We start from the raw sequence: 25770 nt of genomic DNA, 5'->3' as shown, positions 1-25770 counted from the left end.
ATCCCCTCTCCCCCCCGGGGAGAGGGTTAGGGTGAGGGGGATGCGCCGCAGAGTTTTCGCAAAGAGCCCGCCGCGCTTCCCACTCACCCCGCCCCCTGGGGAAAGAGAGGCACGCGAATTTTCACCTACCCTTTTCCCAGCGGCCGACATCCATGATAGGAACATCATCCTGCCGGCCGTTGGGAAGGGACCGCCATGCACCATCCTCACGCCGCTCCGCCACCCGATGAAACGATGGAACAACGCCCGGATTCCTGTTTCACGGCGTTTCAAATGTTCAGTCCCGCACCGCCTGCGCGCCCCTCCGCCGTCGGATGAAACAGTGGAACGCCACCCGCAACCCTGTTTCATGCTGTTTCAAACGTCCCACCCGGTGCCCCACGGGCGCGGACCGCGCGCCGTTGCTTTCGCGGCGGGAGTGCGGTTAAGTCCCCGCCGGTTTCCGCTGATCCCCTCCGAGTCCATGCCCGCCAACACCCCGGACCTCGCCACGTCCCGTTCCGCCCCGACCTCGGCGCCCGCCGCCGGGATCGACGCCATGTTGCGGGTGCTGGCCGGCGCAGCGGCCCTGCTGTTGGGGCCGCTGGCCGCGGTCGCGCCGCGCGGGCTGCCGGTGTGGGCGATCCTCGTGCTTCTGCTGTCGCTGGCCGGGCTGGCGCGGCAGGGCGCGTTCGGGCGCATCCTGCGGCTGACGCCTGCGGTCGCGGCGGTCACCGCCTTCCTGGCGCTGGCGTTGGCCACCTCGTTGTGGAGCCCGTCCGACCGCGCGGCGGCGACGGTGGGGGAGATCGGCTACATCGCGCTCGGCGCGCTGGCCGGCGGCGCCTGGATCGCCGGGCTGCCGGCGGCGGAGGTGCGGCGGCTGGCCGGGCTGTTCCTGGCCGGCGGGCTGGCCGGCGGGCTGCTGTTCGCAGTCGAGGCAGCGCTGGATTTCCCGCTGAACCGCTGGTGGAACGGCGTCCCCGACGACCAGCTGCCCAACCTGCTGAACGGCAATGTGCCGAAGCGGACGGCGGCGCTGCTCTGCCTGCTGGTGTGGCCGGCCGCCCTGGCGATGGACCGCTTCGGACGCCGGGCGCCGGCGCTGCTGATGCCGGTGGGCTATGCGCTGGCCTGCCTGCCGCTGACCAGCCGGTCGGCCATGCTCGGCATCGCCGCCGGGCTGGTCACGCTGGCCGCCGCCCAGGCGTCCGCCCGTTGGACCCGCCGGCTGTTCGCCGCCGCGGTCAGCGCCGCCTTCCTGCTGGTGCTGCCCGCCGCCCTGCTGTTCTCCGGCCCGCTCGACCTCGACCATTCCGGCCTGCTGTTCCGCTCCGCCCAGCACCGGGTGGAGATCTGGGGCCATGCGGCGGAGCGCGCGTTGCGTACGCCGGTCTTCGGCCAGGGCATCGACGCCTCGCGCTCGCTGCCGCCGGAAGGGGCGGTGTCGGAGTTCTCGCCGATCGGCGACAGCCTGCTGCCGCTGCACCCCCACAACGCCTTCCTTCAGGTCTGGCTGGAGACCGGGGCGGTCGGCGCGGCGCTGGCGCTGGCCGTGCTGCTGATGCTTCTGGCCGCCACCGCCCGGCTCGACCGCCGTAACCAGCCCTTCGCATTGGCGCTGTTCGCCGCGGCGCTGGCGATGGGCAGCACCGCCTACGGCATCTGGCAGCCCTGGTGGATGTCAGGCTTCCTGGCCGCCGCGCTGATGCTGCGGCTGGCCGCCCGTATCGGGGAACAGACACGATGAGCAAGCGCCCGCTCCGCATCCTGGTCATCAAGCTGGGCGCCTTCGGCGACTTCTTCCTGGCCCAGACCGCCTTCGCCGCCATCCGCCGCCACCATGCGGGCGACCGGGTGACGCTGCTGACCCTGCCCTCGCTGGCACCGCTCGCCCGCATGAGCGGCCTGTTCGACGAGGTGCTGGAGGATCCGCGCGACCGCTCGCTGTCGGCCTATCTGGCGATCCGCAAGGTTCTGCGCGCCCATCGCTTCGACCGGGTCTACGACCTCCAGGCGCAGACGCGCACCGACCTGTACCACCGCCTGCTGTTCCCCGGCCCCTGGCCGGAATGGTCGGGGACCGCCCATGGCGCCTCCCATCCCGACCGTTACGAGGGGCGGCGCAAGGTGCCGGTGCGCGAGCGCTATGTCCGCCAGCTCGCCCCCTTCGGCATCGTGCCGGACGAGACGCCGGACCTGTCCTGGCTCGACGCCGACATCTCCCGATTCGGGCTGCCGGAGCGCTTCGCCCTGCTGGTCCCCGGCTCCTCCCCCGGACGACCGGACAAGCGCTGGCCGGTCCGCCGCTATGCCGAGGTGGCGGCGGCGCTGGCGGAGCGCGGCATCGTGCCGGCGGTGATCGGCACCGGGATCGAGCGCGACCTCGCCCGTTCCATCGCGGATTACTGCCCGCAGGCCGTCGACCTGACCGACCGCACCAGCGTGCCGGAACTGGGCGGGCTGGCGCGCCGGGCCTGGGGGGCGGTCGGCAACGACACCGGCCCGACCCACCTGATCGCCGCGGTCGGCTGTCCCACCGTGGTCGTCTTCTCCGACGCGTCCAACCCGATCCACAGCACCGGCCCGCGCGTGCTGATCCACCACCGCCCCGACTTCGCCGACATCGACAGCGCCGGCGTGGTCGAAGCGCTGGACCGTGCCGGCGGCGGGGACGGCGCCTAACGGCAGAAGGGGAACGGCGCAACCTTGGGCATGTAGATCGGGATCCACTCGCAATGGGTCACCGGGTTGGGCAGGCGGCGGGTCTCGATGATCGGCCAGGCATGGGCGGCCACCACCACCAGCGCCACGCCCCCCAGGAGCCAGCGCCGCGGCCTGGTCCGCTCCAGCAATCCCGGCATCCGCGCCAGCACCCAGGCGGCCGACAGGATTGCCAGCGGGTCGGTGTAGGCGGCATAGGCGCGCTGGAAGCCGCGCAGCGAGAACAGAGCCTCCAGCCCCCAGGCCACCAGCAGCAGGAACAGCGCCTGCACGGCGGCCAGCCTCTGCCCGCGCCGCCAGAGCACCACCGCCCCGGCGATGGCGAACCACTCCACGATGATGGTTTGCGGGATGTTGTCGGGGTGCAGGACGATGGTGCGGATCGCCAGCGTACGGCCGATGCCCGCCAGCAGAAGCGCCAGCGTCCCCTGCCCCACCACGTTCCCCTGGCCCTGCAGCGCCGCGCCATGCCGCCAGGAGGAGAAGACGAACATGTGCTCGACGAAGTTCGCCACGGCGATGGCGTTCTGCTCGTTCCAGCGGATGTCGAGCGCCAGCAGCCCGACCGCCAGCCCCAGCAGCACCGCCGCGGCCCCGGCCACCGCGCGGCTCGCCGGCACCCGATGGACCACCGCATGGACCAGGATGCCGCCCAGCACCCAGCCGGCGACGATGCTCTGATAGCCGCCGCCCGACAGCCCGCCGCCGACGGGGGTGTAGGGGTAGACCGCCCGCCCCCAGCCGGCCAGCCCCGCCTGGATCAGCCCGAAGGCCGGCACCGCCGCTGCGGCCGCCAGCAGCCCGACCAGTGCCGCCACGCCCCAGCCCTTGCCCGGCGCGACGTCCGGCTCCGCTCGCTGCCCGAACAGGATCGCCGCAACCGGCAGCCCCATTGCCAGGAACACCGCCTGCACCTTGGTCACCATCGCCAGCCCGACCAGCAGTCCGCCCAACGCCAGCTGGATGAGCGACGCGCCGCCACATTGACGGCCATCGGCCGGCCGCACCGCCCGCAGGACCAGCAGAAGCCCCAGCACGACGAAGCCGGCCGACAGCAGGTCGGTGCGCATCTGCCGCCCCTGCGCCGTCAGCCCGACGCCGAAGGCCAGCAGGATGCCGGCCAGCAGCGCCACCCGCCTGTCGCCCACCAGCCCGCGCAGCAGGGTGGTGTAGCTGACGGCGAAGGCGGCGGTCAGCAGGATCGACAGCGCCCGCCCAGCCTGGACCAGCGACTGCCACACGGCTTGCGTCGCCGCGACGTCGCTGCCCGGCGGCAGGGCCGACAGGGTGGCGACCGGCAGCAGCCCAACCGCATGCAGCAGACGGTACCAGACGTCGATCACCAGGAAATAGCCGTAGCCGGGATGGTCGAAATACTCCTGCGGCAGCCCGTCGCCGAACAGAAGCCCATGATAGGCCAGCACCAGATCCTGGTCCGAATGTACCCAGTAAGGCAGCCGGAACCCCACCAGCAGGATCGACAGCGCCATCGCCGCGGCGAGCCCGGCGCACAGCAGCCACCAGGGCGCCGCCGCGACGCGGTCGAGAAGGGACGGACGGGCGGTGGAGGGAACGGGCGTCATCGGCTTCCTGCGCTCACGGTTCAGGTCGGCGGGCGCCTTGTGGCATGGAATGCGCCGGTTGGGAACTGTCTCCCGTTCCCTTCGGGAACCACTCCGATTCCACGGTGTTGCCCTCATGGAACGGCGGAGTCGGGAGTCTCCGCCTCTTTCGTGGTGCCTCGCACGAGTGGCTTTGCAACGTTGGCGGGTCGCTGCCACAAAATACGGTATGGCAGACCCGCCGGGCAGACAAATGGGGGACTCGATGGCCGATACCGACGACATCCAGGAGCGTATCCGACGCCGCGCCCATGAGTTGTGGGAAAGCGAAGGCCACCCGCAAGGCCGGGATGCCGACCATTGGGCCCAGGCGGAAGCGGAAATCCGTGGCGCCAGCGCGCTGGAGCCGACCGAGAAGGTCGCCGGGTCGCGCAAGAGGACCGGCACCTCCAAGAACGCAGGCAAGAGCACCCGGGCCGCCGCCGAATCCCTGTCGGAGGTCGCGAAGGCCTCGGCGGAAGCCCAGCCCGCTCCTGCCGCACAACCAAAGGCGAAAGCATCCGCCAAGCAGCCTGCGAAGTCGAAGGCCGCCGCAAGCCCGCCGGAAGAGGCCGCTCCCGCTAAAGCTCCCGAGGCGAAAGCGCCGCCAAAATCCGCCGCCAAGGCTTCGGCCGCCAAGGCTCCTTCCGCCAAGCCGCCGCGTGCCACAAAGAAGGACAACGGCAAGACCGCTTCGGCCGGCTGAGCCCAGCCCCCCATCCATCAGGGAACCCTGCGGCGCCGGGGCCGGTTGTCAGGTTTATCCTGCAACCTTCCCCGGAGGACCAGCCATGTCCGTCCTGCCGTCGATGGACGACTGCATCCGCAACTGCACCGACTGCCACACGATCTGCCTGGAAACCGTCGCGCATTGCCTGAACAAGGGCGGGGCGCATGCGGAGGCCGGGCATATCCGCCTGATGCTGGACTGCGTCGACATCTGCCGCACCAGCGCCGATTTCATGATCCGCGGCTCCCGCTTCCATCATCTCACCTGCGGCGCCTGCGCCGAGATCTGCGCGGCCTGCGCCGACGACTGCGACCGCATGGCCGACAACCCGATGATGAAGCGCTGCGCCGACATGTGCCGCCGCTGCGCCGAAAGCTGCCGGGCCATGTCGCACATGGCGGCGTAACGGACGCCAGCCGGTTCGGGCGCCCCGGCACAAGCACTCCTCCACGCCCTCCGTCGCCGCAGACCTCACGGCGTGCATGGCAGGGCAACGCCGCCGTCGCGCCTCTGGCGTCCGCGACAGGATCGCGCCTCTGGCGCAGGCGACAGGAGATTGCTAAGGTGCCCACCCGTTTCGTTCCATTCCTTTCGCCAACTCGCCGAAATCGACCAGCTGAGGACCGATCCATGCCGCACTACCGTTCCCGCACCTCCACCCACGGCCGCAACATGGCGGGCGCGCGCGGCCTGTGGCGGGCGACCGGCATGAAGGACGGCGATTTCGGCAAGCCGATCATCGCCATCGCCAATTCCTTCACCCAGTTCGTCCCCGGCCACGTTCACCTGAAGGATCTGGGGCAGCTGGTGGCGCGCGAGATCGAGAAGGCCGGCGGCGTGGCGAAGGAGTTCAACACCATCGCGGTGGACGACGGCATCGCCATGGGCCATGGCGGCATGCTGTACAGCCTGCCCTCGCGCGAGCTGATCGCCGACGCGGTCGAATACATGGCGAACGCCCATTGCGCCGACGCGCTGGTCTGCATCTCCAACTGCGACAAGATCACCCCCGGCATGCTGATGGCCGCGATGCGGCTGAACATCCCGGCGGTCTTCGTCTCCGGCGGCCCGATGGAAGCCGGCAAGGTCAAGTGGCGCGGCAAGGTCAAGTCGGTCGACCTGATCGACGCCATGGTCGCCGCCGCCGACCCGACCGTCTCCGACGAGGAGGCGGCGGAGATGGAGCGCGGGTCCTGCCCGACCTGCGGGTCCTGCTCCGGCATGTTCACCGCCAACTCGATGAACTGCCTGACCGAGGCGCTGGGCCTGTCGCTGCCCGGCAACGGCACCATCCTGGCCACCCACGCCGACCGCAAGGAGCTGTTCCTCGCCGCCGGCCGCCTCGCCGTCGACCTCTGCCGCCGCTGGTATCAGGAGGAGGACGCCACCGCCCTGCCGCGCGGCATCGCCAGCAAGGCGGCGTTCGAGAACGCGATGACGCTGGACATCGCCATGGGCGGCTCGACCAACACCGTGCTGCACATCCTGGCCGCGGCGCAGGAGGGCGGCATCGACTTCACCATGGCGGACATCGACCGGCTGTCGCGCCACGTTCCCAACGTCTGCAAGGTTGCCCCGGCAGTGGCCGACGTCCACATCGAGGACGTGCACCGCGCCGGCGGCATCTTCGGCATCCTGGGCGAACTGGACCGCGCCGGCCTGTTGAACCGCGATACTCCGACCGTCCATGCCCCGACGCTGGGCGAGGCGCTGGACCGCTGGGACGTCATGTGCACCCAGGATTCCGCCGTCCACACCCTGTACCGCGCCGCCCCCGGCGGCATTCCGACCGTGGTGCCCTTCAGCCAGGAGCGCCGCTGGCCGGAACTGGACCTCGATCGCGAGAAGGGCGTGATCCGCAAGGCCGAGAACGCCTTCAGCCAGGACGGCGGACTGGCCGTGCTGTACGGCAACATCGCGGAGAACGGCTGCATCGTGAAGACGGCGGGCGTCGACGCCTCCAACCTCGTCTTCGCCGGACCGGCCCGCGTCTTCGAAAGCCAGGACGACGCCGTCGCCGGCATCCTGGGCGACGTGGTCAAGGCGGGCGAGGTCGTGGTCATCCGCTACGAGGGTCCGCGCGGCGGCCCCGGCATGCAGGAAATGCTGTACCCGACCAGCTACCTGAAGTCGAAGGGGCTGGGCAAGGCCTGCGCTTTGGTCACCGACGGCCGTTTCTCCGGCGGCACCTCGGGCCTGTCGATCGGCCACGTCTCGCCGGAAGCGGCGCAGGGCGGCGCCATCGGTCTGGTGCAGGACGGCGACCGCATCGAGATCGACATCCCCAACCGCATCATCCGCCTGGCCGTCGGCGATGAGGAGATGCAGCGCCGCCGCGACGCGATGAACGCCAAGGGCGTCGATGCCTGGAAGCCGGCCAGCCGCGAGCGCGTGGTCTCCCCGGCGCTCCGCGCCTATGCCGCCCTGACCACCAGCGCCGACCGCGGCGCCGTGCGCGACGTGACCCAGGTGGAGAACATCGCCGTCCGCCGCTGAGCGGGGGACCCTTCGCCTGCGCTCGTGTCATATTTCTCCGAGTCAGGCACGGCAAACATTCATCACAAGTAACAATCAAGGCGCCGCGCAAGTCGCGGCGCTTTCTTTTTGAGCAGAATTACATACAAGGATATGCTAGCTTCCGCCTGCGCGAATTTCTTGGAGCGATGCATCGCTCGGATGTTCGCAAAATTCGAAATGCATGCTCTAATATGCCGACGCGATTTTCGCGAGGGGGGCGGGCATGGCGGACGCCATGTGGGGCACAGCGACCGACGACGGCGGTCCCGGACAGGATGCATCGCGCCTGTCCGCCGATAAGCCGCGCGAACGCAAGGTGGTGACGGCGATGTTCGTCGACATCGTCCGCTCCTCCGCCATGGTTGCCGGCCGCGATCCCGAAGACGCCGACGATCTGCTCCTGTCCATCCTGAACCGCGTGACGGAAGCGGTGCCGCGTTTCGAGGGCACGGTGACCCAGATGCTGGGCGACGGCTTTCTGGCGACCTTCGGCGCTCCCGGCGCCAAGGAGGACCACGCCCTGCGCGCCTGTCTGGCCGCCCAGGACATCCTCAGCGCCACCCGCGACGAACAGGGCCGCCCGATCTTCCACATCCGCATCGGCATCAGCTCCGGCGATGCGGTCGCCCATGTGGTGACCAACGGCCTGTGGACGGATTACCGGGCGGTCGGCGAATGCGTGCATATGGCGGCCAAGCTGCAGCAGCGCGCCGCCTCCGACACCGCCCAACTCACCCGCGACACGCTGGACCTGATCCCGGTCGGTGTCGCGGTGCGCCCGATGGGGAGCCTCCGTTTGTCGGAGGAGGTTGAGCCGATGCCGGCCTTCCTGCTCGACGGGGCCCGCGCCGTGCGCCGCACCGCCACCGACCTGCTGTCCGCCACCAATGCCCCCTGTGTCGGCCGGGAGCAGGAGGTGGCGGCCCTGTTCGCCATGGCCGATGCGGTGGAGGGCGGGACGCCGGTCCAGCTCCTGCTGCAGGGAGAGGCCGGGATCGGCAAGTCGCGCCTTGTCGGCGAATTCCTGCGGGACCCGCGCAGCCGGCGCTGGACCCTGCTGCAATGGCCGCAGATGCCGATCCGGCGGCTGGCCGATCCGGACGATCTGGAGGCGGTGGCGCTGAGCCTGGCGGAGCAGGTGGCCGGCTGCGCCAGTGAGCAGGGAATCGACTGGGTCTGCGAAGCGGCCGGGCGCCGTTCCGGTTCGCTGGCCGGCGACGCGGTGCGCACGCTGTTCGGCCGGCCGAGCCTGGATCCGCTGTGGACCGGTCTGGACGCCGCACAGCATCTGTCGCTCGGGATCGAGGGGCTGGTGGGCGCGACGCTGGAATTGGCGGCTCCGTTCCGGCGCCCCGACGGCGCCGAGCCCGCCGGCGAGGCGATGGACGGCGTCGTGGGCCGGCCGCTGCTGGTTCTTGTCGAGGATGCGCACTGGGCGAGGCCGGTGATGGTGCGGCTGCTCGAACGGCTGGCCGAGGCCCTGCCGGGCTCCGGCTCCCGCCTTCTGCTGCTCGCCACCCGGCGGCCGCCGCCGCTGGGGCCGGAGTCGCAGGAGCAGGGTTGGAACGGCCGCCCGGGTGGCCGGCGCATGGAACTGGGCATGCTGTCGGCGGAACAGGTGCAGAGTTTCCTGGCCCATTGGCTGGGGCCGGACTGGTCGCTGGTGGAGCTGAAGGCCCAGGTCGCCGCCCGCTGCCAGGGCGTTCCGCTCTATCTGGAGGAGGTCCTGCGCACGCTGGAGGCAACCAACGCCATCGAAGGCACGCCGGGCGCCTACCGGCTGATCGATCCGCTGGTGGTCCACAAGCTGCCGCGCACGCTGCACGCCCTGCTGGCCGAGCGCATGGATCTGATGACGCTGGAACGGCGCCGGCTGCTGATGAACGCTGCGGTGATCGGCACGACCTTCGACGTCGGACTGCTCCAGGCCCTGACCGGCATGCCGATGACGAAGCTGTCGGACTGTCTGGCTTATCTGGAGCGCGCCGGCTTCGTGCTGCGCACCCGCCTGCTGCCCAACCTGGAATATTCCTTCAAGCACGCGCTGATCCAGGAGGTCGCCTACGCCACCCTGACCAAGTCCGACCGCCGGGCGCTGCATGCCCGCGTTCTGGAGGCGTTGCGCCACCGCCGCGACCACGACCTGCCGAATCGCCTGGACCTGCTGGCCCACCACGCCTTCATGGCGGAGAACTGGCCGGTCGCCCACCTGTTCGGCCGCCGCGCCGGCGTGCGGGCGGAGCTGCGCTCCCGGCTGGAGGATGCGAGCCGACATTACCGGAACGCGCTGGATGCACTGAATCGTTGCCCGAACACGCCACGCAACCGCCTGCGGCGGATCGACGGCTCCATCGCCCTGGCACGCGCCAATCTTCCGCGCGGCCTCACCGATACCGGTCATCCACTGGAACAGGCAAGGCAACTCTCATTGTCCATACCGGATCCACGTCGTTATGCACGCACGTCGTCAATGCTGGCCGCAATAGAATGGGCACACGGGAACATCGACAAAGCTATTCATTATAGTGAGCAAGGCTTAGAAGCTGATGATGGAAAATTCGACCTGAATACCCGTGTACAGCTTCTCGGCCGTCTTGGCGGTATACTTGCCGAAAAAGGACTATACGCTCAAGGATGCGAAGTACTTTCGAGCGCATATAACCTTGTGTCTGCTCGCCGTTCATACGAGCGCTTTGGCTTAGCTGTGGTCGGTGAAGTCGGCATATGCTCGAATTTGGCTCGCAGCTATGCGGAAATCGGTCATGATGCTGAAGCAATTGCTGCAGCTAAAACTGCAGTAGATGCGGCGGAAGCAAGTGCGCATAATTTCTCCCGCCTGTTTGCCTATGAGCACATCAGCCTAGCAAATCTATTACTGGGGAAAACAGATATTGCTCTCAAGTACCTTGAATTAGCTTTAGATCTCTGTGAAGCGGTAAACTCACGCCTTCATCGCGCTTTCCTGATCGGCGCAACTGCTTACTCACATGTGCTGCGCGGAAGCGTTGAGAAGGGGCTTGATCTATTCGAAAATTCACTCGCAGTTTCTCGCGGAGAAAGCGCAAATGCTTATATCCACCAAGTTCATCTCTGGCTTGGGGAGACCTTTCTGATTGCTGGCAGACCGCAAGAGGCGAGGAAACAGGCAAGAATGGTTTTGTTGTTGGCAAAAGATACCGGTAGGATTGGATACTTTGCCAAAGCAGAGGCGCTCGATGCTGAAGCAGCATTTATTTTAAATAATGGCAGCGAGAATTCGATAAAAGCGCTTCTGAATGCTGAAGAAAAAGCGAAGCAACTTTCGCTTTTCCGGACGGCCGATCGTTGTGCCACTTTACGCAATGGTACCGCAATGGCTCACCATTCCGGCATGATCGACACGAGATCGACCGCATAGCGCAAGACTAGCGCGCCTCAGCTTGCCGATAATAGTCGAGAACGTAGTTGCGAATTGCGCTGGTCAGTGGCGTATTTGACGGTCGCGATGCGTCCACGTCCCGGCACAATTCTTGAAGCGGCCGACGTTCCTTGCGCGCGATGTCGTCCAGCCCGTGCCAGACTGCTGTCTCCAACCGAACGCGGGCACTCCGCCCAGGCAGCGGGATAGTGCGCGAAGTCACCGTCGGCCAAGTCATCAGGGCATCGAGATCAATGATGCCGGGCATGCGACCAGTCGCCTTCTTCTGAATGAACATCACACCGCTCCCCTATGCCCTGTACGGCGGCAACCCGCGCAGACACGACGCTGCCTGCACATCTGTCTACCCGCCGACGCAAAATCAGCACTGTGAAATTCTTCACAGCGAAACATCCCTTCGAATGTGAAGAGTTCAGCGTCATCACACACTTGAAGGAATGGCTTGATGAACGTTTCGATCTCCCAGGCTTCGATGATCCGTGGCGCCGATGGCCGTCTGTATGCCGTGACTGCCAATGGCGTGTCCGAGGTCGCCGACAGCGCCATCGCCACCGCCCGCACCCATGTCCGTTCGGGCGACCGCGCCGGCTTCCAGTCCGCCGACCATGAAGCCGCCCGCATCATGATCACCCCGGGCGCCTGATCGGGTTCCCGGTTCCGGTTCTTCGGACCGTGGCCTCCAGCACCGCTTCAGGTGCTGACCGGCCACGGACCCGGGAACGGGACGCGCTCTCTCGATTTTCCTCCGCCCCGGACAAGCCGCGATGCCCTTCGATCTGCTCGATGTCAAAGCCTCCGTTTCGGATGCGGTGAAGGCCCACACGGTCGGCACCCACCGGGTCATGGCGCCCGAACAGACCCTGGCTCGGGTCGCCCCGTTCCTGCCGATCATGGGGATCACCCGGGTCGCCAACGTCACCGGGCTGGATGCCGTCGGCATTCCGGTGGTGATGGTGACGCGGCCGAACTCGCGCTCCATCTCGGTGTCGCAGGGCAAGGGAGTGACGCTCGCCGCCGCGAAGGCGTCGGGGGTCATGGAATCGATCGAGAGCTATCACGCCGAACGCATCACCCTGCCGCTGAAGTTCGCCAGCTTCGAGGAGCTGCGCTGGACCCACCCGGTGGTGGACGTCGACCGCCTGCCCCGGCTGTCGACCGGCAGCTTCAACCCCAACAGCCCCATCCTGTGGATCGAGGGGCAGGATCTGCTGAACGGCGGCCCGAAATGGGTTCCGTTCGAGATGGTCCACCTGAATTTCACCGTGCCGATGGCCCCCGGCCACGGCGCCTTCCTGGCCGGCTCAAACGGGCTGGCGTCGGGCAACCACAAGGTGGAGGCGATCAGCCACGCCGTCACCGAACTGGTGGAGCGCGACGCGACCACCCTGTGGCGCCTGCAGGACCCGGTCGCCCAGGCGACGACCCGCATCGACCTGGACAGCATCGACGATCCGGTCTGCCGCTCGCTGATCGACCGGTTCGAGGCGGCGGGCGTCGCCGTCGGCGTGTGGGAGACCACCAGCGACGTCGGCCTCCCCGCCTTCCTCTGCCGCATCGTCGAACGCGAGGAACTGCCCCAGCACTCCATCCGCCCGGCCACCGGCATGGGCTGCCATGTGGCGCGCGAGATCGCCCTGTCCCGCGCCCTGACCGAGGCGGCGCAGAGCCGCCTGACCTTCATAGCCGGCGCCCGCGACGACATGCCCCGCGCCGAATACGAGCGCCACCTCGACCCCGCCCACCATGCCCGCTGGAAGGCAATGATCGTCGATGGCACCGGCCGGCGCTCCTTCCATCACTGCCCGACCAGCACTGCCCCCACCATCGAGGCCGACCTCGCCCACCAGCTCGACCGGCTGCGCGCCGTCGGCATCGAAGAGGCGGTGGCGGTCGACCTGACCAAGCCCGAATTCGGCATCCCCGTCGTGCGCGTCGTCGTGCCGGGGCTGGAGGGTGCCGACGAATCCCCCGATTACCTGCTGGGCGAACGCGGCCTGCGCGTGCTCGGCACCCAAGCCATGGAGAAGGCGGCATGAGCGGCGTCTATGTCTTCCTTGGCCCCACCCTGCCGCGCGAGGATGCGGCGCGGGAGCTGGACGCCACCTACCTGCCTCCGGTCGCCCAGGGCGACGTGCTGCGCCTGTGCGCGGAGAAGCCGGCGGCGATCGGCATCATCGACGGCTTCTTCGAAAGCGTGCCGTCGGTCTGGCATAAGGAAATCCTCTACGCCATCCATGCCGGGATCCCGGTGTTCGGCGCCTCCAGCATGGGGGCGCTGCGCGCGGCGGAGCTGTATCCCTTCGGCATGGTCGGCGTCGGCGCCATCTTCGAGGCGTTCCGCGACGGCCGGTTGGAGGACGACGACGAGGTCGCGGTGATCCACGGCCCGGCCGAACTCGGCTACACCGCACTGTCGGAGGCGATGGTCAACATCCGCCGCACCCTGTCCGACGCGGTGGCCGACCGGGTGCTGACCGCCGGAACCTCCCTGCGCCTGGAGTCCATCGCCAAGGAGCTGCCTTACCGCGAGCGCGGCTATGGCCGGATGCTGCGGCTGGGTGGCGACATCGGCCTGCCGGCGGACGAACTGGCGGCGTTCCGCGGCTGGCTGCCGCAAGGCCGCTTCGACCAGAAGCGCGACGATGCCAAGGCGATGCTGCGCAGCATGGCACGGCGCCTCGGTCGTCCCGCCGGCAACGATGCGGTGCCGGAAGCCCGTTTCCATTTCGAACGAACCGTCCTGTGGGAACGTGCCCTGCGCGACGCCGCCCCCCTCGCGATGTAGGTGCGTTTTCGGTAGACTGATCGCGCCGGGGTGGCGATTGTCGCCGCCGCGGTGTGAAACGGTGCCGGGACGGATGGATGAACGCGCCCATGGATGTGGCGGCGGTGCTGAGGCGCAACCGCTTGCTCGGAGAACTCGACCCCGGGCAAATGGCGGAAATGCTGGGGCTGGGCCGTATCGTCCGCTTCGATGCCGACCGGATCATCTTCGACAAGGGCGATCCCGGCGACAGCCTGTTCGCCGTGCTGAAGGGCCAGATCGCCATCCGTACCTCCTCGGCGGATGGCAAGACCATGCTGCTGAACATCCTGGAGGCCGGCGATGTCCTGGGAGAGATCGGCCTGATCGACGGCCGGGAACGCACGGCCGCCGCCGTCGCCCTGCGCCCGGTCGAGCTTTACCGTATCGACCGCGCCGATTTCATTCCCTTCCTGGAACGCCATCCGCGCCTGTGCACCAGCATGATGGTGGTCCTGTGCGACCGGCTGCGCTGGGTGTCGGAGAACATCGAGGATGCCGTGTTCCACGACGTCCCGCGCCGGCTCGCCCGCAGGTTGCTGCTGCTGTCGGACAGCTACGGACAGCCGACCCCGGCCGGCTTGCGCCTGACCTTGCCGCTGTCGCAGGAAGCACTCGCCAACATGCTGGGCGTCACCCGCGAAATGGTGAACAAGTGTCTGGGCGCCCTGCGCAAAACCGGCGCAGTGACATATGCCAAAGGTTTTATCGTCATCAACGATCTGGCCTTGCTCAAGGACATGGCCGGGGATCCCGAACGGGCTCCCTAGGGAGAATCCTTACCTGCCGAAAGTTTTGTTCCCAAAGCCGGTTGTAGTCGCGTTATAGTGAGCGCGCGTTGGGGGCAATCGCACGGGCAGGACGAGGAATTAAGAGCATGTCGAGCGATGGGAACAATAGGTCTCGCACTGGTCAATTTGCGGGTGTCGCCTCCCTGGTCCCCCGCACGCTGAAATTGTCCGGGCGCGATGTCTCCATCCGGTTGGAGCCGTCCTACTGGGAAGGGCTCGAGGAGATCTCCCAGCGGGAAGACCTGACGGTGGAAGAGCTGTGCGGGGATGTCCGCGACCGCATGGAACAGCAGGGCCGCCGCTCCTCCCAGGCCGGCGTATCGCTCGCGAACGCACTGCGCGTGTTCGTGGTCGGCTATTTCCGGCAGGCCGCGACCGAACGCGGCCATGCCCGCGCCGGCCACGGCCAGGGCCGTCCGTTCATCGCCACCCCCTTCGATACGGTTCCCGCCACCAGCGAAAGCTGAGAAGGGCCGGGATTCCGGGAAGGGGCGGGCACTTCGGCCCACCCCCCTTACGGCATTGGAAGGGCCGCCTTACTGGGCGGTCCAGCCGCCATCCATGGTCAGCGCGGCTCCCCGCATGTTGCCGGCCGCTTCCGAGCACAGGAACACCGCCAGTTCGCCCAGCTGTTCCGGGGTGACGAAGGATTTCGACGGCTGCTTCTCGCTCAGCAACTCGCGCCCGGCCTCCTCCACCGATAGGCTGCGCGAGGCGGCCAGCGCGTCGATCTGCTTCTGCACCAGCGGCGTCAGCACCCAGCCCGGGCAGATGGCGTTGCAGGTGATGTCGGACTCCGCCAGTTCCAGTGCCGTCACCTTGGTCAGGCCGATCACGCCGTGCTTGGCGGCGACATAGGCCGACTTGTTGACCGATGCCACCAGGCCATGCACCGACGCGATGTTGATGACCCGGCCCCAGCCGCGCGCCTTCATGCCCGGCAATGCCGCGCGGGTGCCGTGGAAGACGGCCGACAGGTTGATGGCGATCACCGCGTCCCAACGCTCCACCGGGAAGGCGTCGACCGGCGCCACATGCTGGATGCCGGCATTGTTGACCAGCACGTCCAGCCGGCCATAGGCCGCCTCGGTGGCGGCGACCATCGCCTCGATCTCCTCGGGCTTCGACATGTCGGCGCCGTTGTGGGCGACGCGCACGCCGAACTCCGCCGACAGCGACTGGCACAGCTCGGCGATGTAGGCGGCGTCGCCGAAGCCGTTCAGCATCAGGTCGGCGCCCTGGCCTGCAAGCTGCCGTGCGATTCCAAGGCCGATCCCGCTGGTGGACCCAGTGACGAGCGCGGCCTTCCCCTTCAGATTGGTCATTGTTCTTTACCCTTAGAGCGGCATGGGACGGAGATCCGGGGCGACGATCAGTTCGCACCCGGTGTTGGCGATCACCTGCTCCACCGTGACACCGGGGGCGGTTTCCTTCAAGACGAGGCCGGCGTCGGTCGGCTCGATGACGGCGAGGTCGGTCACCACCAGGTCGACCCGGCGGACCGAGGTCAGCGGCAGGGCGCAACGCTCGACGATCTTCGGTTCGCCCTTGGCGCTGTGCTGCATGGCGACGATCACCCGGCGGGCGCCGGTGACGAGATCCATCGCCCCGCCCATGCCCGGCACCATCTTGCCCGGCACCATCCAGTTGGCGAGCCGCCCTTCGCGATCCACCTGCAGGCCGCCCAGCACGGTGACGTCCAGATGGCCGCCGCGGATCAGACCGAAGGAGAAGGCGCTGTCGAAGGACGCCGCCCCCGGCAGGGCCGAGATGGGCGAGCCGCCGGCATCGGTCAGGTCGTGGTTCTCCGCCCCGGTGATCGGGCCGGACATGCCGAGGATACCGTTCTCCGACTGGAAGAACACGTGCCGTCCGGCGGGGACGTAGCGGGCGACCAGGGTCGGCAGGCCGATGCCCAGGTTGACGAGGTCGCCGTCCATCAGCTCCAGCGCGACGCGCTTGGCGATCAGGGTCTTTTCATCCATGGCTCAATACTCCCCGATCAGCGCGGCGTGGCGGTGACGATGTGGTCGACCAGAACCGACGGCGTCATCACGGCGTCGGGCGGGATGCAGCCGACCGGCAGGATGTCCTCGGCCTCGGCGATCACGGTGGCGCCGGCCATCGCCATCAGCGGGTTGAAGTTGCGCGCGGTCAGCGCGTAGGTCAGGTTGCCGTACAGGTCGGCCTGCTTGGCGGCGACCAGAGCGAAGTCGGCCTTGATCGGCATTTCCAGCAGATAGGTGACGCCGTCGATCTCGACCGTGCGCTTGCCCTCCTCCACCGTGGTGCCGACGCCGGTGGGGGTCAGGACGCCGCCCAGCCCGACGCCGCCGGCGCGGATGCGCTCGGCCAGCGTGCCCTGCGGCACCAGTTCCACCTCGATGTCGCCGGCGATCATCTGCTTCTGCGTCTCGGGGTTCAGGCCGATGTGGCTGGTGACGACGCGGCGCACCAGCTTCTCCACCACCAGCTTGCCCAGGCCGTTGTTGGGCCGGGCGGTGTCGTTGGCGATGATGGTCAGGTCGCGCTTGCCCTGGCGGATCAGTTCGTCCACCAGCCGGTTGGGGCCGCCGACGGCCATGAAGCCGCCGATCAGCAGGGAGGCGCCGTCGGGAATGCGCGCAACGGCCTCTTCCAGGGAAACGAGTTTGTTCTTCATGATCAGACGATCCCGGTCAGGTAATAGACGGCGATCACGAAGAAGACCGCCAGCGTCTTGATGCAGGTGACGGCGAAGATGTCGCCGTAGGACTGCCGGTGCGTCAGCCCGGTGACGCCCAGCAAGGTGATGACGGCGCCGTTGTGCGGCAAGGTGTCCATGCCGCCGCTGGCCATCGAGGCGACGCGGTGCAGCACCTCCATCGGGATGCCGGCGGCGTTGGCGGCGGCGATGAACTGGTCGGCCATGGCCGCCAGCGCGATGCTCATGCCGCCCGACGCGGAACCGGTGATGCCGGCCAGCGCCGTGACGGTCACCGCCTCGTTCACCAGCGGGTTGGGGATGGCGGCCAGCGCGTCGCGGATGATCAGGAAGCCCGGCAGCGCCGCGATGACCGCGCCGAAGCCGTATTCCGAGGCCGTGTTCATGGCGGCCAGCAGCGACCCGCCGATGGCGGCCTTGGTTCCGTCGGCGAAGCGCTGGGACACCGGCTTCCAGGCGAAGGCCAGCACCATCAGGATGCCGCAGAGCAGAGCCCCTTCCACCGCCCAGATGCCGGCGACGGAGGAGACCTGCGTCACCAGCGGCTTGGCGCCCGGGGTCAGCGCCACTTCGCTGGTGGTGCCGTAGATGCCGGGGATCGCCATGGTGAATAGCTTGTTCAGCACGCCGACGGCGACCAGCGGCGACAGGGCCAGGATCGGGTTCGGCAGCGCTTCCGAGGCGACCGGCTCCGGTTCGTTGCTGTGGCCGCTGCCATAGCCCTCGCCCCGCGCGATGGCCGAGCGCACCCGCCATTCCAGATAGAGCAGCCCCAGCGCCAGGATGAAGATCGAGCCGATCACGCCCAGCCAGGGGGCGGCATAGGCATCGGTCTTGAAGAAAGTGGTGGGGATGATGTTCTGGATTTGCGGCGTGCCCGGCAGCGCGTCCATGGTGACGGTGAAGGCGCCGAGCGCGATCACGCCGGGGATCAGGCGCTTGGGGATGTCGCTCTGCCGGAACATCTCCGCCGCGAAGGGATAGACGGCGAAGACCACGACGAACAGCGACACGCCGCCATAGGTCAGCAGCAGGCAGACCAGCACGATGGAGGTCACCGCACGCTCGCGCCCGACCAGCTTGATGACGGCCGAGACGATCGACTTGGAGAAGCCGGACAGCTCGATCACCTTGCCGAACACCGCGCCCAGCAGGAAGACCGGAAAGTACAGCTTCACGAAGCCGACCATCTTGTCCATGAACAGGCCGGTGAAGATCGGCGGCACGGCGGACGGGTCGGTCAGCAGCACGGCCCCCATCGCCGCGATGGGCGCGAAGAGGATGACGCTGAAGCCCCGATAGGCGACCAGCATCAGGAACGCGAGCGCTCCCACGCAGATCAGGAAACTCATTTGGACGATGCTCCCTCGGTTATTCTTTTCGGACGGTGACCGTCACGGGTGTGTTTTCGGGATTTACGGCTGAAGCAGACTGCGGAGCCGGGCCATGCCGGCGTCGTAGAGGTCGCGGACGAAACGCTCCGCTTCCGCCTCCGCGCCCTGGTTCGGGTGGGAGGTAATCGGACGGAAGGTGGCGGTCCAATCCAGGGCGGCCTGCCGTTCCCCATCGGCGCGCAGACGGATCTGCGCCAGAAGGTCGGCGACCGGGTACGGCCCTTCGACCACCGCATAGGTGTAGGCATCGTCGATGCGGCTGACATGCTCCAGCCGGTGGACGACCGGTGCCCCGTCATAAAGCCGCAGACGCCGAAGAGCGCCCTTCCCCACCCCCTCCACGACCATGGAGACCGCACCGGGATACCAGTCGCCCAACGCCCCGTTCCACCGAACCAGCGGCCACACGCGGCGTGCCGGAACGGGCAGATGAGAGGTTGCGGTGACCAGCGGCATCGGGGGCGCTTTCTCATGGCGGCAGTCCCCTGAGGGCGGGGTGAAACCATGACAGCAAGGGTCATGCCAGAATTCCATGGACCGATAGTGACAGCCGAAACCTTTGATAAGGCTGATTTTGTGCATTGCACACAAAACTTACCGACCGACCACCTGTCTCATAATCGAGATTGTGCGGGGGAAAATCGTCTATTTTGAGAGACGACGTCTCTAATTATAGACAGATGCAACGAGCGAAACGATCGTCTCGGAAGGCGGTTGAGCCGACTTCTGAAAAGCCGCTTGACCTTCCAGCCGCTGGAAGGCTCAGCCTGTGGAAATCGGGTGCGCCGTCGCACCGCCAAGGGAGAACCCCCATGCTGACATTGAAGGTATCCGGAATGTCCTGCGGCCACTGCGCCCAGACGGTGACCAAGGCGGTGGAAGCGCTTCCGTCGGTCGAGCGGGCTCTTGTCGACCTGAAGGAAGGCCAGGTGACCGTCGAGGGCAACGCCGAAGAAGCGACCATCCGCCAAGCCATCGAGGACGCCGGGTACGAGGTGCAGGGCCGGGCCTGAGGCACCATCCACAAAAAGAATGGGCGCCGGCCATATGGCCGGCGCCCATTCCCGATGGCATTTTCCCGGAAGGTTCTTTTGACGGTGTTTACTTGGTGAGGATCAGCTTGTTGGCGCGGGTCACGCGCAGGCGATAGCTCTGCCCGGCGTGCTGGATCACGATCTCGCGGCTGCCCGACATCAAACGGGCGGATTCGACCACCGGCAGGGACGCGGCGATGAAGGAGGCGGGAGCGGAGACGGCGCTGTCGTGCATGGCGTGTCTTTCTTGCTGGACGGACGTTGCGGTCGGCGATGTCCGGGCGTGAACCCTGAACCGGACACTACGCCCGTCCAAATCCAATTGCAAGTCATTCTCATTCGCTATTATAGCCCGACCCCAACCATGGTTCCGGTGGTCAGCCCTTGACCGTCCGGTGCACCATCCAGCGCAGGCCGACCACCAGCAGCTTGTTGTACTCGTTGATCAGCAGGTTCGCGGTGCCGGGCCACACCCACCATTCGTCCAGATGGACGGTGGGGGCGACGACGGGATGGGGCACCAGATCCACGTCGGGCATCGCCATCGACAGTTCCAGCAGGCTGCGGCGCATGTGATAGTTGGCGGTCACCAGCCGCAGCGACCGGAACCCCTGGTCGCGCATCCAGTCCGCCGTCTCATAGGCGTTGCCGATGGTGCTGTCCGCCGAATAGCCCAGCGTGATGCAGCATTCCATCTCGGTCGGGGAACGGCGGGACAGCTTCAGCAGTTCCTGCACTTCCACCCCGTCATAGACGCCGGAGACGAACAGTTTCTTCGCCCGTCCGGCGGCCAGCAGCTCCAGCCCGGTGCCCAGCCGGTTGCTGCCGCCGGTCAGCACGACGATGGCATCGGTCGGCCGTTCGGCATCGGCGCCGACGGGGGATGCACGCGGCACGTCTGCGGCGTACCAGACCAGACCGCCAAGCCAGAGGACGGCCGCCACCAGCAAGCCGGCCAGCAGATGCGCCACCGCCCGCGCCACCGCGCCGCCGTGCCGCCGGTGCGCGGTTCTCATCGCGCCCCCCGGCTCACGGCATGGACTCCAGCGTGCGCAGCACGGTCCAGCGTGCGGTCGCCAACGCCAGAAGGGCCAGCATCCCCGGCACCAGAAGCAGCACCACCCACTGCCAGGGCTGCAGCGACAGGTCGGCAAGCAGGCTGGCCCGCAGCCCCTGGGACGCCCGGTACAGCCCATACAGGGTGCCGCCGGCCAGCAGCAGGCCGATGGCGCCGCCGCGCAGGCTCAAGGACACCACATGCCGTTCGAACTGGCGGGACACATAGCGGTCGGTCGCACCCATCAGGTGCAGCAGCTCCACCACCGGACGGTGGATGGCCAAGCCGGTGCGCACGGCGAAAACCACCGTCATCACCGCCGCCGCCCCGATCAGCAGCACCACGCCCAGCGCCGCCAGCCGCACCGCCCCGGCGAAGGAGCGCAGGTCGGCCAGCCACACCGCATGATCGTCCAGCGTCGCCCCCGGCGCCGCCGACGTCAGGCGAAGCCGCAAGGCCGCGACGTCGACCGGCCCGTCGGCGGCGACGTCGATCAGCCGCGGCATCGGCAGCAGCGGGTCCGACGCCCCCGACCCCAGCCAGGGTTCCAGCAGCCGGGCGATCTCGCCCCCGCCCAGCACGGTGGCCGAGCGGATCCCGGGGAAGGCGCGCAGGACGGTCACCGCCGCCTCCACCCGCTCGTCCAGCGGCGCGACCGGAGCGCCCGGCATCGGCGCCACCTGGACGGTCAGCCCGCCGGCAAGGCCGCTGTCCCAGCGTTGCGCCATGTCCGACACCAGCATGGCGCCGGCCAGCGCCAGCGCCGCCAGGAAAGCCATCAGCGCGGTGATCCAGCCAAGGAAGCGCGAGGAGGGATCGACCGCCAGCGGCAGGTCGGAGCGGGGACGGACCGGACGAAGCGCCATGCCGCTACTCCCACCGCGACTCTTGCGGGCGCGTGTCGCCGGCACGGCCGTCGGACGCACGGCCATCATGAACCCGGCTTCCGCGCGCGGGCAGCACCATCAACCGGCCATTGTCGAGATGCAGTCGCGGGTGGTCGAAACGGCGGATCAGCGCCTCGTTGTGGGTGGCGATCACCACGGTGGTTCCCAGCTTGTACAGTTCCTCGAACAGATAGAGCAGGCGCATGCCTATGCCGTCGTCGACGTTGCCGGTCGGCTCGTCCGCCAGCAGAAGCCGCGGCCGGTTGATGACGGAGCGCGCGATGGCCACCCGCTGCTTTTGCCCGCCCGACAGGGTGGACGGTTTGGCGTGCAGGTGGTTGCCCAGCCCCACCCAGCGCAGGATTTCGGTGCAGTGGGCGACCACGTCGACCTCCGGCGTGCCGGCCATGCGCAGCGGCAGCGCCACATTGTCCAGCGCCGACAGATGGTCGAGCAGCGCGAAGTCCTGGAACACGACGCCGATCTGGCGGCGCAGCTCCGGCAGTTCGCGGCGGGTCACCATCGCCATGTCGCGGCCGAACAGGGTGACCAGCCCGCGCGACGGCCGGTGGGCCAGATACATCAGCTTCAGCAGCGACGATTTGCCCGCCCCGCTGGCACCGGTCAGGAAATGGAAGGACCCCGGCAGCAGGGTGAAGCTGATGTCGCGCAGCACCTCCGCCTCCGTGCCGTACCGCAAGCCGACATTTTCGAAACGAATCACGGTCCCACCACAGCCACGACACCCCTCCACGCCGGGGACAATGCACCCGGCGCGGGACGGAGTCCACCCCGCCCCGCGCTGCGGAACCATCTCCGCAACAGCGCGGAATACTTGAGAAGTCGGTGAAGACCTGACAAGTTGCCGGCCATGATCTGGATCCGGTCCCTTGCATTCAACATCGCGTTCCACCTCTGGACCGCGCTGATGTGTTTCGCCCTGCTGTGGATGCTGCTGCTGCCGCGTCCGCAGATGGTCGCGGTCGTGAAATGGTATCTGAGCACCGTTGGCTGGCTGGAGCGCACGCTCGTCGGCATCCGCTACGAGGTGCGCGGGCGCGAGAACCTGCCCGACGGCCCCTTCCTGCTGGCGGCCAAGCACCAGTCGGCCTGGGAGACGATGAAGCTCCACCTGCTGGTGAAGGACCCGGCGATCATCCTGAAGCGCGAGCTGATGTGGATCCCGATCTGGGGCTGGTACGCCGCCAAGGCGAAGATGATCCCGGTCGACCGCGGCGCCGGCGGAGCGGCGATCAAGTCCCTGATCCGCAATTCCCGACCGGTGCGCGACGAAGGCCGTCCCATCGTGATCTTCCCGCAGGGCACCCGTGTCGCCCCCGGCACATACCGTCCCTACCGGATCGGCGTGGGCGTGCTCTATGAAAGCCTGAAGATCCCCATCGTGCCCATGGCGCTGAACGCCGGCCTCTATTGGCCGCGCCACAGCTTCCTGAAGCGCCCCGGCACCGTGGTGGTGGAGTTCCTGCCGCCGATCATGCCCGGACGCCCGCGCGCCGAAGCGATGCGCGAGTTGGAGGAGGAGCTGGAGGCCGCCAGCGACCGCCTCGTCACCGCAGCCGGCGGCCCGCCCACCATCCGCCCGCCGCTGGCCGAGCCGGAGCAGAGCAAGCAGACGGCGACCGCAGTGTCGTGACGCTTCGTCCGGCCACCGGCCAGCTCACAACTGCTTGACTGCGACTGATAAATCCTTGAGCACCGTCGCGTATCTGCCTACGCTCGCGCAACGAATCGCCGGGAGGGCCGGTTGAACCGGCTCCCGATGACGCGCGAGAGGACGGATGACGCAGACCGCGAAGCCCCGGTGTCCCACCCGGCATCGAGAGCGCTGGAAAGATCGATGGCGTGCCGCCGCCGTCGCCCTTCTGATGACGGCGCAGCCGCTGGCGGTCCCCGTCGGCGCCATCCTGACCGTGCCGGCGGCACCCGCTCCGCTCGCCATCGCCGCCACCGCGGCGGTCTCCGTGGCACTCGCACCGGACGAGGCGCAGGCCCGCGCCGGTTCCCGCAGCAGCCGGTCCTCGTCCTCGGGCGGGTATTCCCGGCCTTCGCGCACCCCGTCCGTCGGCAGCGGCAGCAGCGGCGGCTATGCCCGCCCGTCCGCCCCGCGCACGCCCTCGACCGGAAGCAGCGGCGGCGGATGGTTCTCCGGCGGTTCCTCCAGTTCCAGCGGCGGCTATGCCCGGCCGGGCAACAGCGCCCCATCGGTCGCCGCCCCGCCCACGTCGGCAGGTGACCGGACCTTCAGCCAGCAGGGCTCGGCCGACGCGCTGAACCGCTACCGCACCCGCCAGGAAGCCGACCGCACGCCGCCGGCCCAGCCCAGCGCGCCGCCGCCCGCCGCCTCCACCCAGGGCCGCACCGGCAGTTCCAGCAGTTCCAGTGGATCGGGCTGGGGTTGGGGCTGGGGATCGGGCGGATCGTCCTACCGCACCCCATCCACCCGTCCGGCGCCCGTCAATCCCTATGGCCGTTACGGCTGGAACCCGCCGCCCTACGCCTACAGCGCGCCGCGCCGCTTCGGCATCTGGGACGGGCTGTTCCTGTGGTTCATGCTCGACACGCTGACCCGGCCGGGCCACGCCGCCTTCTTCCACAACAACGCCGACGACCCCGGCTATCGCGAATGGCGGCAGGAGGCCGACCGGCTGGCCCGCGACAATGCGGAACTGCGCGGCAAGCTGGACCAGCTCGACCAGTCGGTGTCCGCCCAGGCCGGCACCCCGCGCGAGGCGGGACAACTGCCGCCCGACGTGCCGCCGGAGCTTGCCCGCGCCGACTCCTCCAGTTCGGTGGACAGCGCCAGCGCCGCGCAGGCGTCCCAACCTTCCCAGGGCTCCGGCCGCGGTTTCTGGTGGTGGGGCATCCTGCTGCTCGGCGTGGCGGTGCTGTTCCTGCTGTGGCGGGCACGGCGGCGGATGGATGCCCCGGCAGCGAAACCAAGCCCAGTCTCCAATGGCCCAGTCTCCAAGGGAGGATCGGACGTGCCCCTGTTCGGAACGCTCGGCAACTACGTGAACCAGAAGCTCGGCGGCAAGGCCTACAGCCCGTCGCTGTTCCGGCTGGGCATGGCGGTCACCATCGACCCCACCCCCTTCCTGCTGGCGGAGAGCGCCACCAAGGTGAAGGCGCCGGACACCGGCAGCGACCGGCTGGTGTCGATCGAGGCGGTCGGCACCGTCACCTCCGGCCCGGCCACCGTCTATCGGCTGCATCTGCCGGGCGGCCCCGGAAAGACCGGGGGGTTCTTCCAGATCCATCTCGGCCCCGACGGGCAGCCCGACGAATGCCGCTACTTCACCCCCATCGACAGCGTGACGCCGTCCGACGAGGGCGAATGGGGCTTCTGGCTGGACGATGCCGAGGGGATGATCGGCTGGCCGGAGTTCCAGACCAAGGACGGCAAGCTCTATCCCCGCGTCTGGCAGCCGGGCGCCGGCCGCATCCAGCCCTTCACCCTCAGCGAGGCGCGCCAGACCGTGCGCGGGACCGAGACGGTGGTCAGCCAGGCCATGCTGTACGGCGCGCCCACCGGTGCCGCGGCTCCCGCCCCCACCACGGAATACATCCTGGTGGAAGCGGTGGAGCGCTCCGGCCGCGCCTCGGTCGAGATCGCCGCCGGCATCGACGTGAATCCCGCCTCCCTCTCCCTGTCCTAACCCACACGACAAGAGTGCCGGCCCCATGGAAAGCACCTTCGGTTCCATCCTGACCGCGCTCGGCACCGGGCTTCCGGTGCTGCTGGTCCAGCTCGCCGTCACGCTGGCGCTGCTGGCAGTCGGCGTTGCCGTCTACACCCGCATCACCCCCTTCAACGAACGCCGGCTGGTGTCGGAAGGGAACACCGCCGGCGGGCTGACGCTGGCCGGCTCCATCGTGGCGCTCGCCATCCCGCTGGCGGCGACGCTGGCGACCAGCGCCTTCCTGCTGGACATCCTGCTCTGGGGCGTGGTGGCGGTGATCCTGCAGCTGGTCGCCTTCGCGGTCGCGACCCTGCTGATCCGCGACCTGCGCGGCCAGATCGAATCCGGCAACGTCGCGTCGGCGGCGACGCTGGTCGGGGTCCAGCTGGGGGTGGCGTTGATCAACGCGGCGGCCATGGCCGGTTAAGCC

At 68.3% G+C, this 25770-nt stretch carries 26 protein-coding genes; 15 read left to right on the top strand and 11 right to left on the bottom strand.

The genetic code is table 11. The features are described from left to right. Positions 1-463 precede the first annotated feature (463 nt). Positions 464-1729, top strand: a complete 1266-nt coding sequence (locus VD964_RS00570; protein WP_324864460.1) for an O-antigen ligase family protein — start codon at positions 464-466, stop codon at positions 1727-1729. Further along, positions 1726-2664: a glycosyltransferase family 9 protein gene (locus VD964_RS00565; protein WP_324864458.1), complete on the top strand. Its 939-nt coding sequence runs from the start codon at positions 1726-1728 to the stop codon at positions 2662-2664. Before VD964_RS00570 ends, VD964_RS00565 begins: the two co-directional genes overlap by 4 nt. On the opposite strand, the gene VD964_RS00560 is transcribed toward VD964_RS00565, so the two are convergent. Continuing rightward, entirely contained in the window at positions 2661-4286 is a 1626-nt protein-coding gene (locus VD964_RS00560) for a hypothetical protein (RefSeq protein WP_324864456.1), read from the bottom strand. The two genes, VD964_RS00565 and VD964_RS00560, sit on opposite strands and share 4 nt — an antisense overlap. Before the next feature lie 244 nt (positions 4287-4530). Between VD964_RS00560 and VD964_RS00555 the strand changes: the two genes are divergently transcribed. The 4 genes from VD964_RS00555 to VD964_RS00540 all read left to right on the top strand — a co-directional run bounded on the left by VD964_RS00555 (position 4531) and on the right by VD964_RS00540 (position 10948). After that, positions 4531-5010, top strand: a complete 480-nt coding sequence (locus VD964_RS00555) for a DUF2934 domain-containing protein (protein WP_324864454.1) — start codon at positions 4531-4533, stop codon at positions 5008-5010. Positions 5011-5095: 85 nt separating this feature from the next. Then, positions 5096-5440, top strand: a complete 345-nt coding sequence (locus VD964_RS00550; protein WP_324864452.1) for a four-helix bundle copper-binding protein — start codon at positions 5096-5098, stop codon at positions 5438-5440. A 224-nt stretch (positions 5441-5664) separates the two neighbouring features. Further along, positions 5665-7530 (top strand): dihydroxy-acid dehydratase, encoded by a 1866-nt coding sequence (gene ilvD, locus VD964_RS00545; RefSeq protein ID WP_324864451.1) that lies wholly within the window; start codon positions 5665-5667, stop codon positions 7528-7530. Positions 7531-7774: 244 nt separating this feature from the next. Further along, positions 7775-10948, top strand: a complete 3174-nt coding sequence (locus tag VD964_RS00540; RefSeq protein WP_324864449.1) for an ATP-binding protein — start codon at positions 7775-7777, stop codon at positions 10946-10948. Between the two features lie 7 nt (positions 10949-10955). Here VD964_RS00540 and VD964_RS00535 read toward each other — a convergent pair whose 3' ends face one another. After that, complete coding sequence (locus VD964_RS00535) at positions 10956-11246, bottom strand: ribbon-helix-helix domain-containing protein (RefSeq protein ID WP_324864447.1); 291 nt, start codon at positions 11244-11246, stop codon at positions 10956-10958. Between the two features lie 168 nt (positions 11247-11414). Here VD964_RS00535 and VD964_RS00530 point away from each other — a divergent pair, with 168 nt between their 5' ends. The 5 genes from VD964_RS00530 to VD964_RS00510 all read left to right on the top strand — a co-directional run bounded on the left by VD964_RS00530 (position 11415) and on the right by VD964_RS00510 (position 15030). Further along, on the top strand, positions 11415-11612 hold the full coding sequence (locus VD964_RS00530; protein WP_324864445.1) for a hypothetical protein: 198 nt from the start codon (positions 11415-11417) through the stop codon (positions 11610-11612). 121 nt (positions 11613-11733) lie between these two features. Continuing rightward, positions 11734-13005 carry a YcaO-like family protein gene (locus VD964_RS00525; RefSeq protein ID WP_324864443.1) on the top strand — a complete coding sequence of 424 codons (1272 nt, stop codon included), beginning with the start codon at positions 11734-11736 and terminating at the stop codon, positions 13003-13005. Continuing rightward, on the top strand, positions 13002-13754 hold the full coding sequence (locus VD964_RS00520; protein WP_324864441.1) for a TfuA-like protein: 753 nt from the start codon (positions 13002-13004) through the stop codon (positions 13752-13754). Before VD964_RS00525 ends, VD964_RS00520 begins: the two co-directional genes overlap by 4 nt. A 77-nt stretch (positions 13755-13831) precedes the next feature. Next, entirely contained in the window at positions 13832-14542 is a 711-nt protein-coding gene (locus VD964_RS00515) for a Crp/Fnr family transcriptional regulator (protein WP_324864439.1), read from the top strand. Positions 14543-14649: 107 nt separating this feature from the next. Then, positions 14650-15030, top strand: a complete 381-nt coding sequence (locus VD964_RS00510) for a ribbon-helix-helix domain-containing protein (RefSeq protein ID WP_324864437.1) — start codon at positions 14650-14652, stop codon at positions 15028-15030. A 69-nt stretch (positions 15031-15099) separates the two neighbouring features. Here VD964_RS00510 and VD964_RS00505 read toward each other — a convergent pair whose 3' ends face one another. The 5 genes from VD964_RS00505 to VD964_RS00485 all read right to left on the bottom strand — a co-directional run bounded on the left by VD964_RS00505 (position 15100) and on the right by VD964_RS00485 (position 19117). Then, the gene (locus VD964_RS00505; protein WP_324864435.1) at positions 15100-15888 is read right to left on the bottom strand and encodes a 3-hydroxybutyrate dehydrogenase; all 789 of its coding nucleotides are present in this window, start codon (positions 15886-15888) and stop codon (positions 15100-15102) included. A 12-nt stretch (positions 15889-15900) separates the two neighbouring features. Beyond that, on the bottom strand, positions 15901-16548 hold the full coding sequence (locus VD964_RS00500; RefSeq protein ID WP_324864432.1) for a 3-oxoacid CoA-transferase subunit B: 648 nt from the start codon (positions 16546-16548) through the stop codon (positions 15901-15903). 17 nt (positions 16549-16565) lie between these two features. Next, on the bottom strand, positions 16566-17225 hold the full coding sequence (locus VD964_RS00495; protein ID WP_324864430.1) for a 3-oxoacid CoA-transferase subunit A: 660 nt from the start codon (positions 17223-17225) through the stop codon (positions 16566-16568). Between the two features lie 2 nt (positions 17226-17227). Beyond that, entirely contained in the window at positions 17228-18619 is a 1392-nt protein-coding gene (locus VD964_RS00490; protein ID WP_324864428.1) for a GntP family permease, read from the bottom strand. 63 nt (positions 18620-18682) lie between these two features. Beyond that, the gene (locus VD964_RS00485) at positions 18683-19117 is read right to left on the bottom strand and encodes an SRPBCC family protein (RefSeq protein ID WP_324864427.1); all 435 of its coding nucleotides are present in this window, start codon (positions 19115-19117) and stop codon (positions 18683-18685) included. 356 nt (positions 19118-19473) lie between these two features. On the opposite strand from VD964_RS00485, the gene VD964_RS00480 reads away from it, so the two are divergent. Further along, complete coding sequence (locus VD964_RS00480; protein WP_324864425.1) at positions 19474-19674, top strand: heavy-metal-associated domain-containing protein; 201 nt, start codon at positions 19474-19476, stop codon at positions 19672-19674. Between the two features lie 88 nt (positions 19675-19762). Here VD964_RS00480 and hemP read toward each other — a convergent pair whose 3' ends face one another. The 4 genes from hemP to ftsE form a co-directional block, all read right to left on the bottom strand. Further along, positions 19763-19930, bottom strand: coding sequence for a hemin uptake protein HemP (hemP, locus tag VD964_RS00475; RefSeq protein ID WP_085091948.1), 168 nt, complete (start codon positions 19928-19930; stop codon positions 19763-19765). 142 nt (positions 19931-20072) lie between these two features. Next, on the bottom strand, positions 20073-20711 hold the full coding sequence (locus VD964_RS00470; RefSeq protein ID WP_324864421.1) for a YdcF family protein: 639 nt from the start codon (positions 20709-20711) through the stop codon (positions 20073-20075). Positions 20712-20724: 13 nt separating this feature from the next. After that, the gene (locus VD964_RS00465) at positions 20725-21618 is read right to left on the bottom strand and encodes a hypothetical protein (RefSeq protein WP_324864419.1); all 894 of its coding nucleotides are present in this window, start codon (positions 21616-21618) and stop codon (positions 20725-20727) included. A gap of 4 nt (positions 21619-21622) precedes the next feature. Further along, positions 21623-22363 (bottom strand): cell division ATP-binding protein FtsE, encoded by a 741-nt coding sequence (ftsE, locus tag VD964_RS00460; RefSeq protein WP_324864417.1) that lies wholly within the window; start codon positions 22361-22363, stop codon positions 21623-21625. 204 nt (positions 22364-22567) lie between these two features. On the opposite strand from ftsE, the gene VD964_RS00455 reads away from it, so the two are divergent. The 3 genes from VD964_RS00455 (at position 22568) to VD964_RS00445 (ending at position 25767) form a co-directional block, all read left to right on the top strand. Beyond that, positions 22568-23293 (top strand): lysophospholipid acyltransferase family protein, encoded by a 726-nt coding sequence (locus tag VD964_RS00455; protein WP_324864415.1) that lies wholly within the window; start codon positions 22568-22570, stop codon positions 23291-23293. A 145-nt stretch (positions 23294-23438) separates the two neighbouring features. Next, a complete protein-coding gene (locus VD964_RS00450) occupies positions 23439-25316 on the top strand; it encodes a DUF2491 family protein (RefSeq protein WP_324864413.1) in 1878 nt (625 codons plus the stop codon). Between the two features lie 25 nt (positions 25317-25341). Then, positions 25342-25767: a DUF350 domain-containing protein gene (locus tag VD964_RS00445; protein ID WP_324864411.1), complete on the top strand. Its 426-nt coding sequence runs from the start codon at positions 25342-25344 to the stop codon at positions 25765-25767. Positions 25768-25770: the final 3 nt, after the last annotated feature.

Source organism: Azospirillum sp. (assembly GCF_035628975.1).
GTDB lineage: Bacteria > Pseudomonadota > Alphaproteobacteria > Azospirillales > Azospirillaceae > Azospirillum.
Note: the sequence above shows the minus strand (reverse complement) of the source record. Positions and strands in the feature narration are given on the sequence as shown.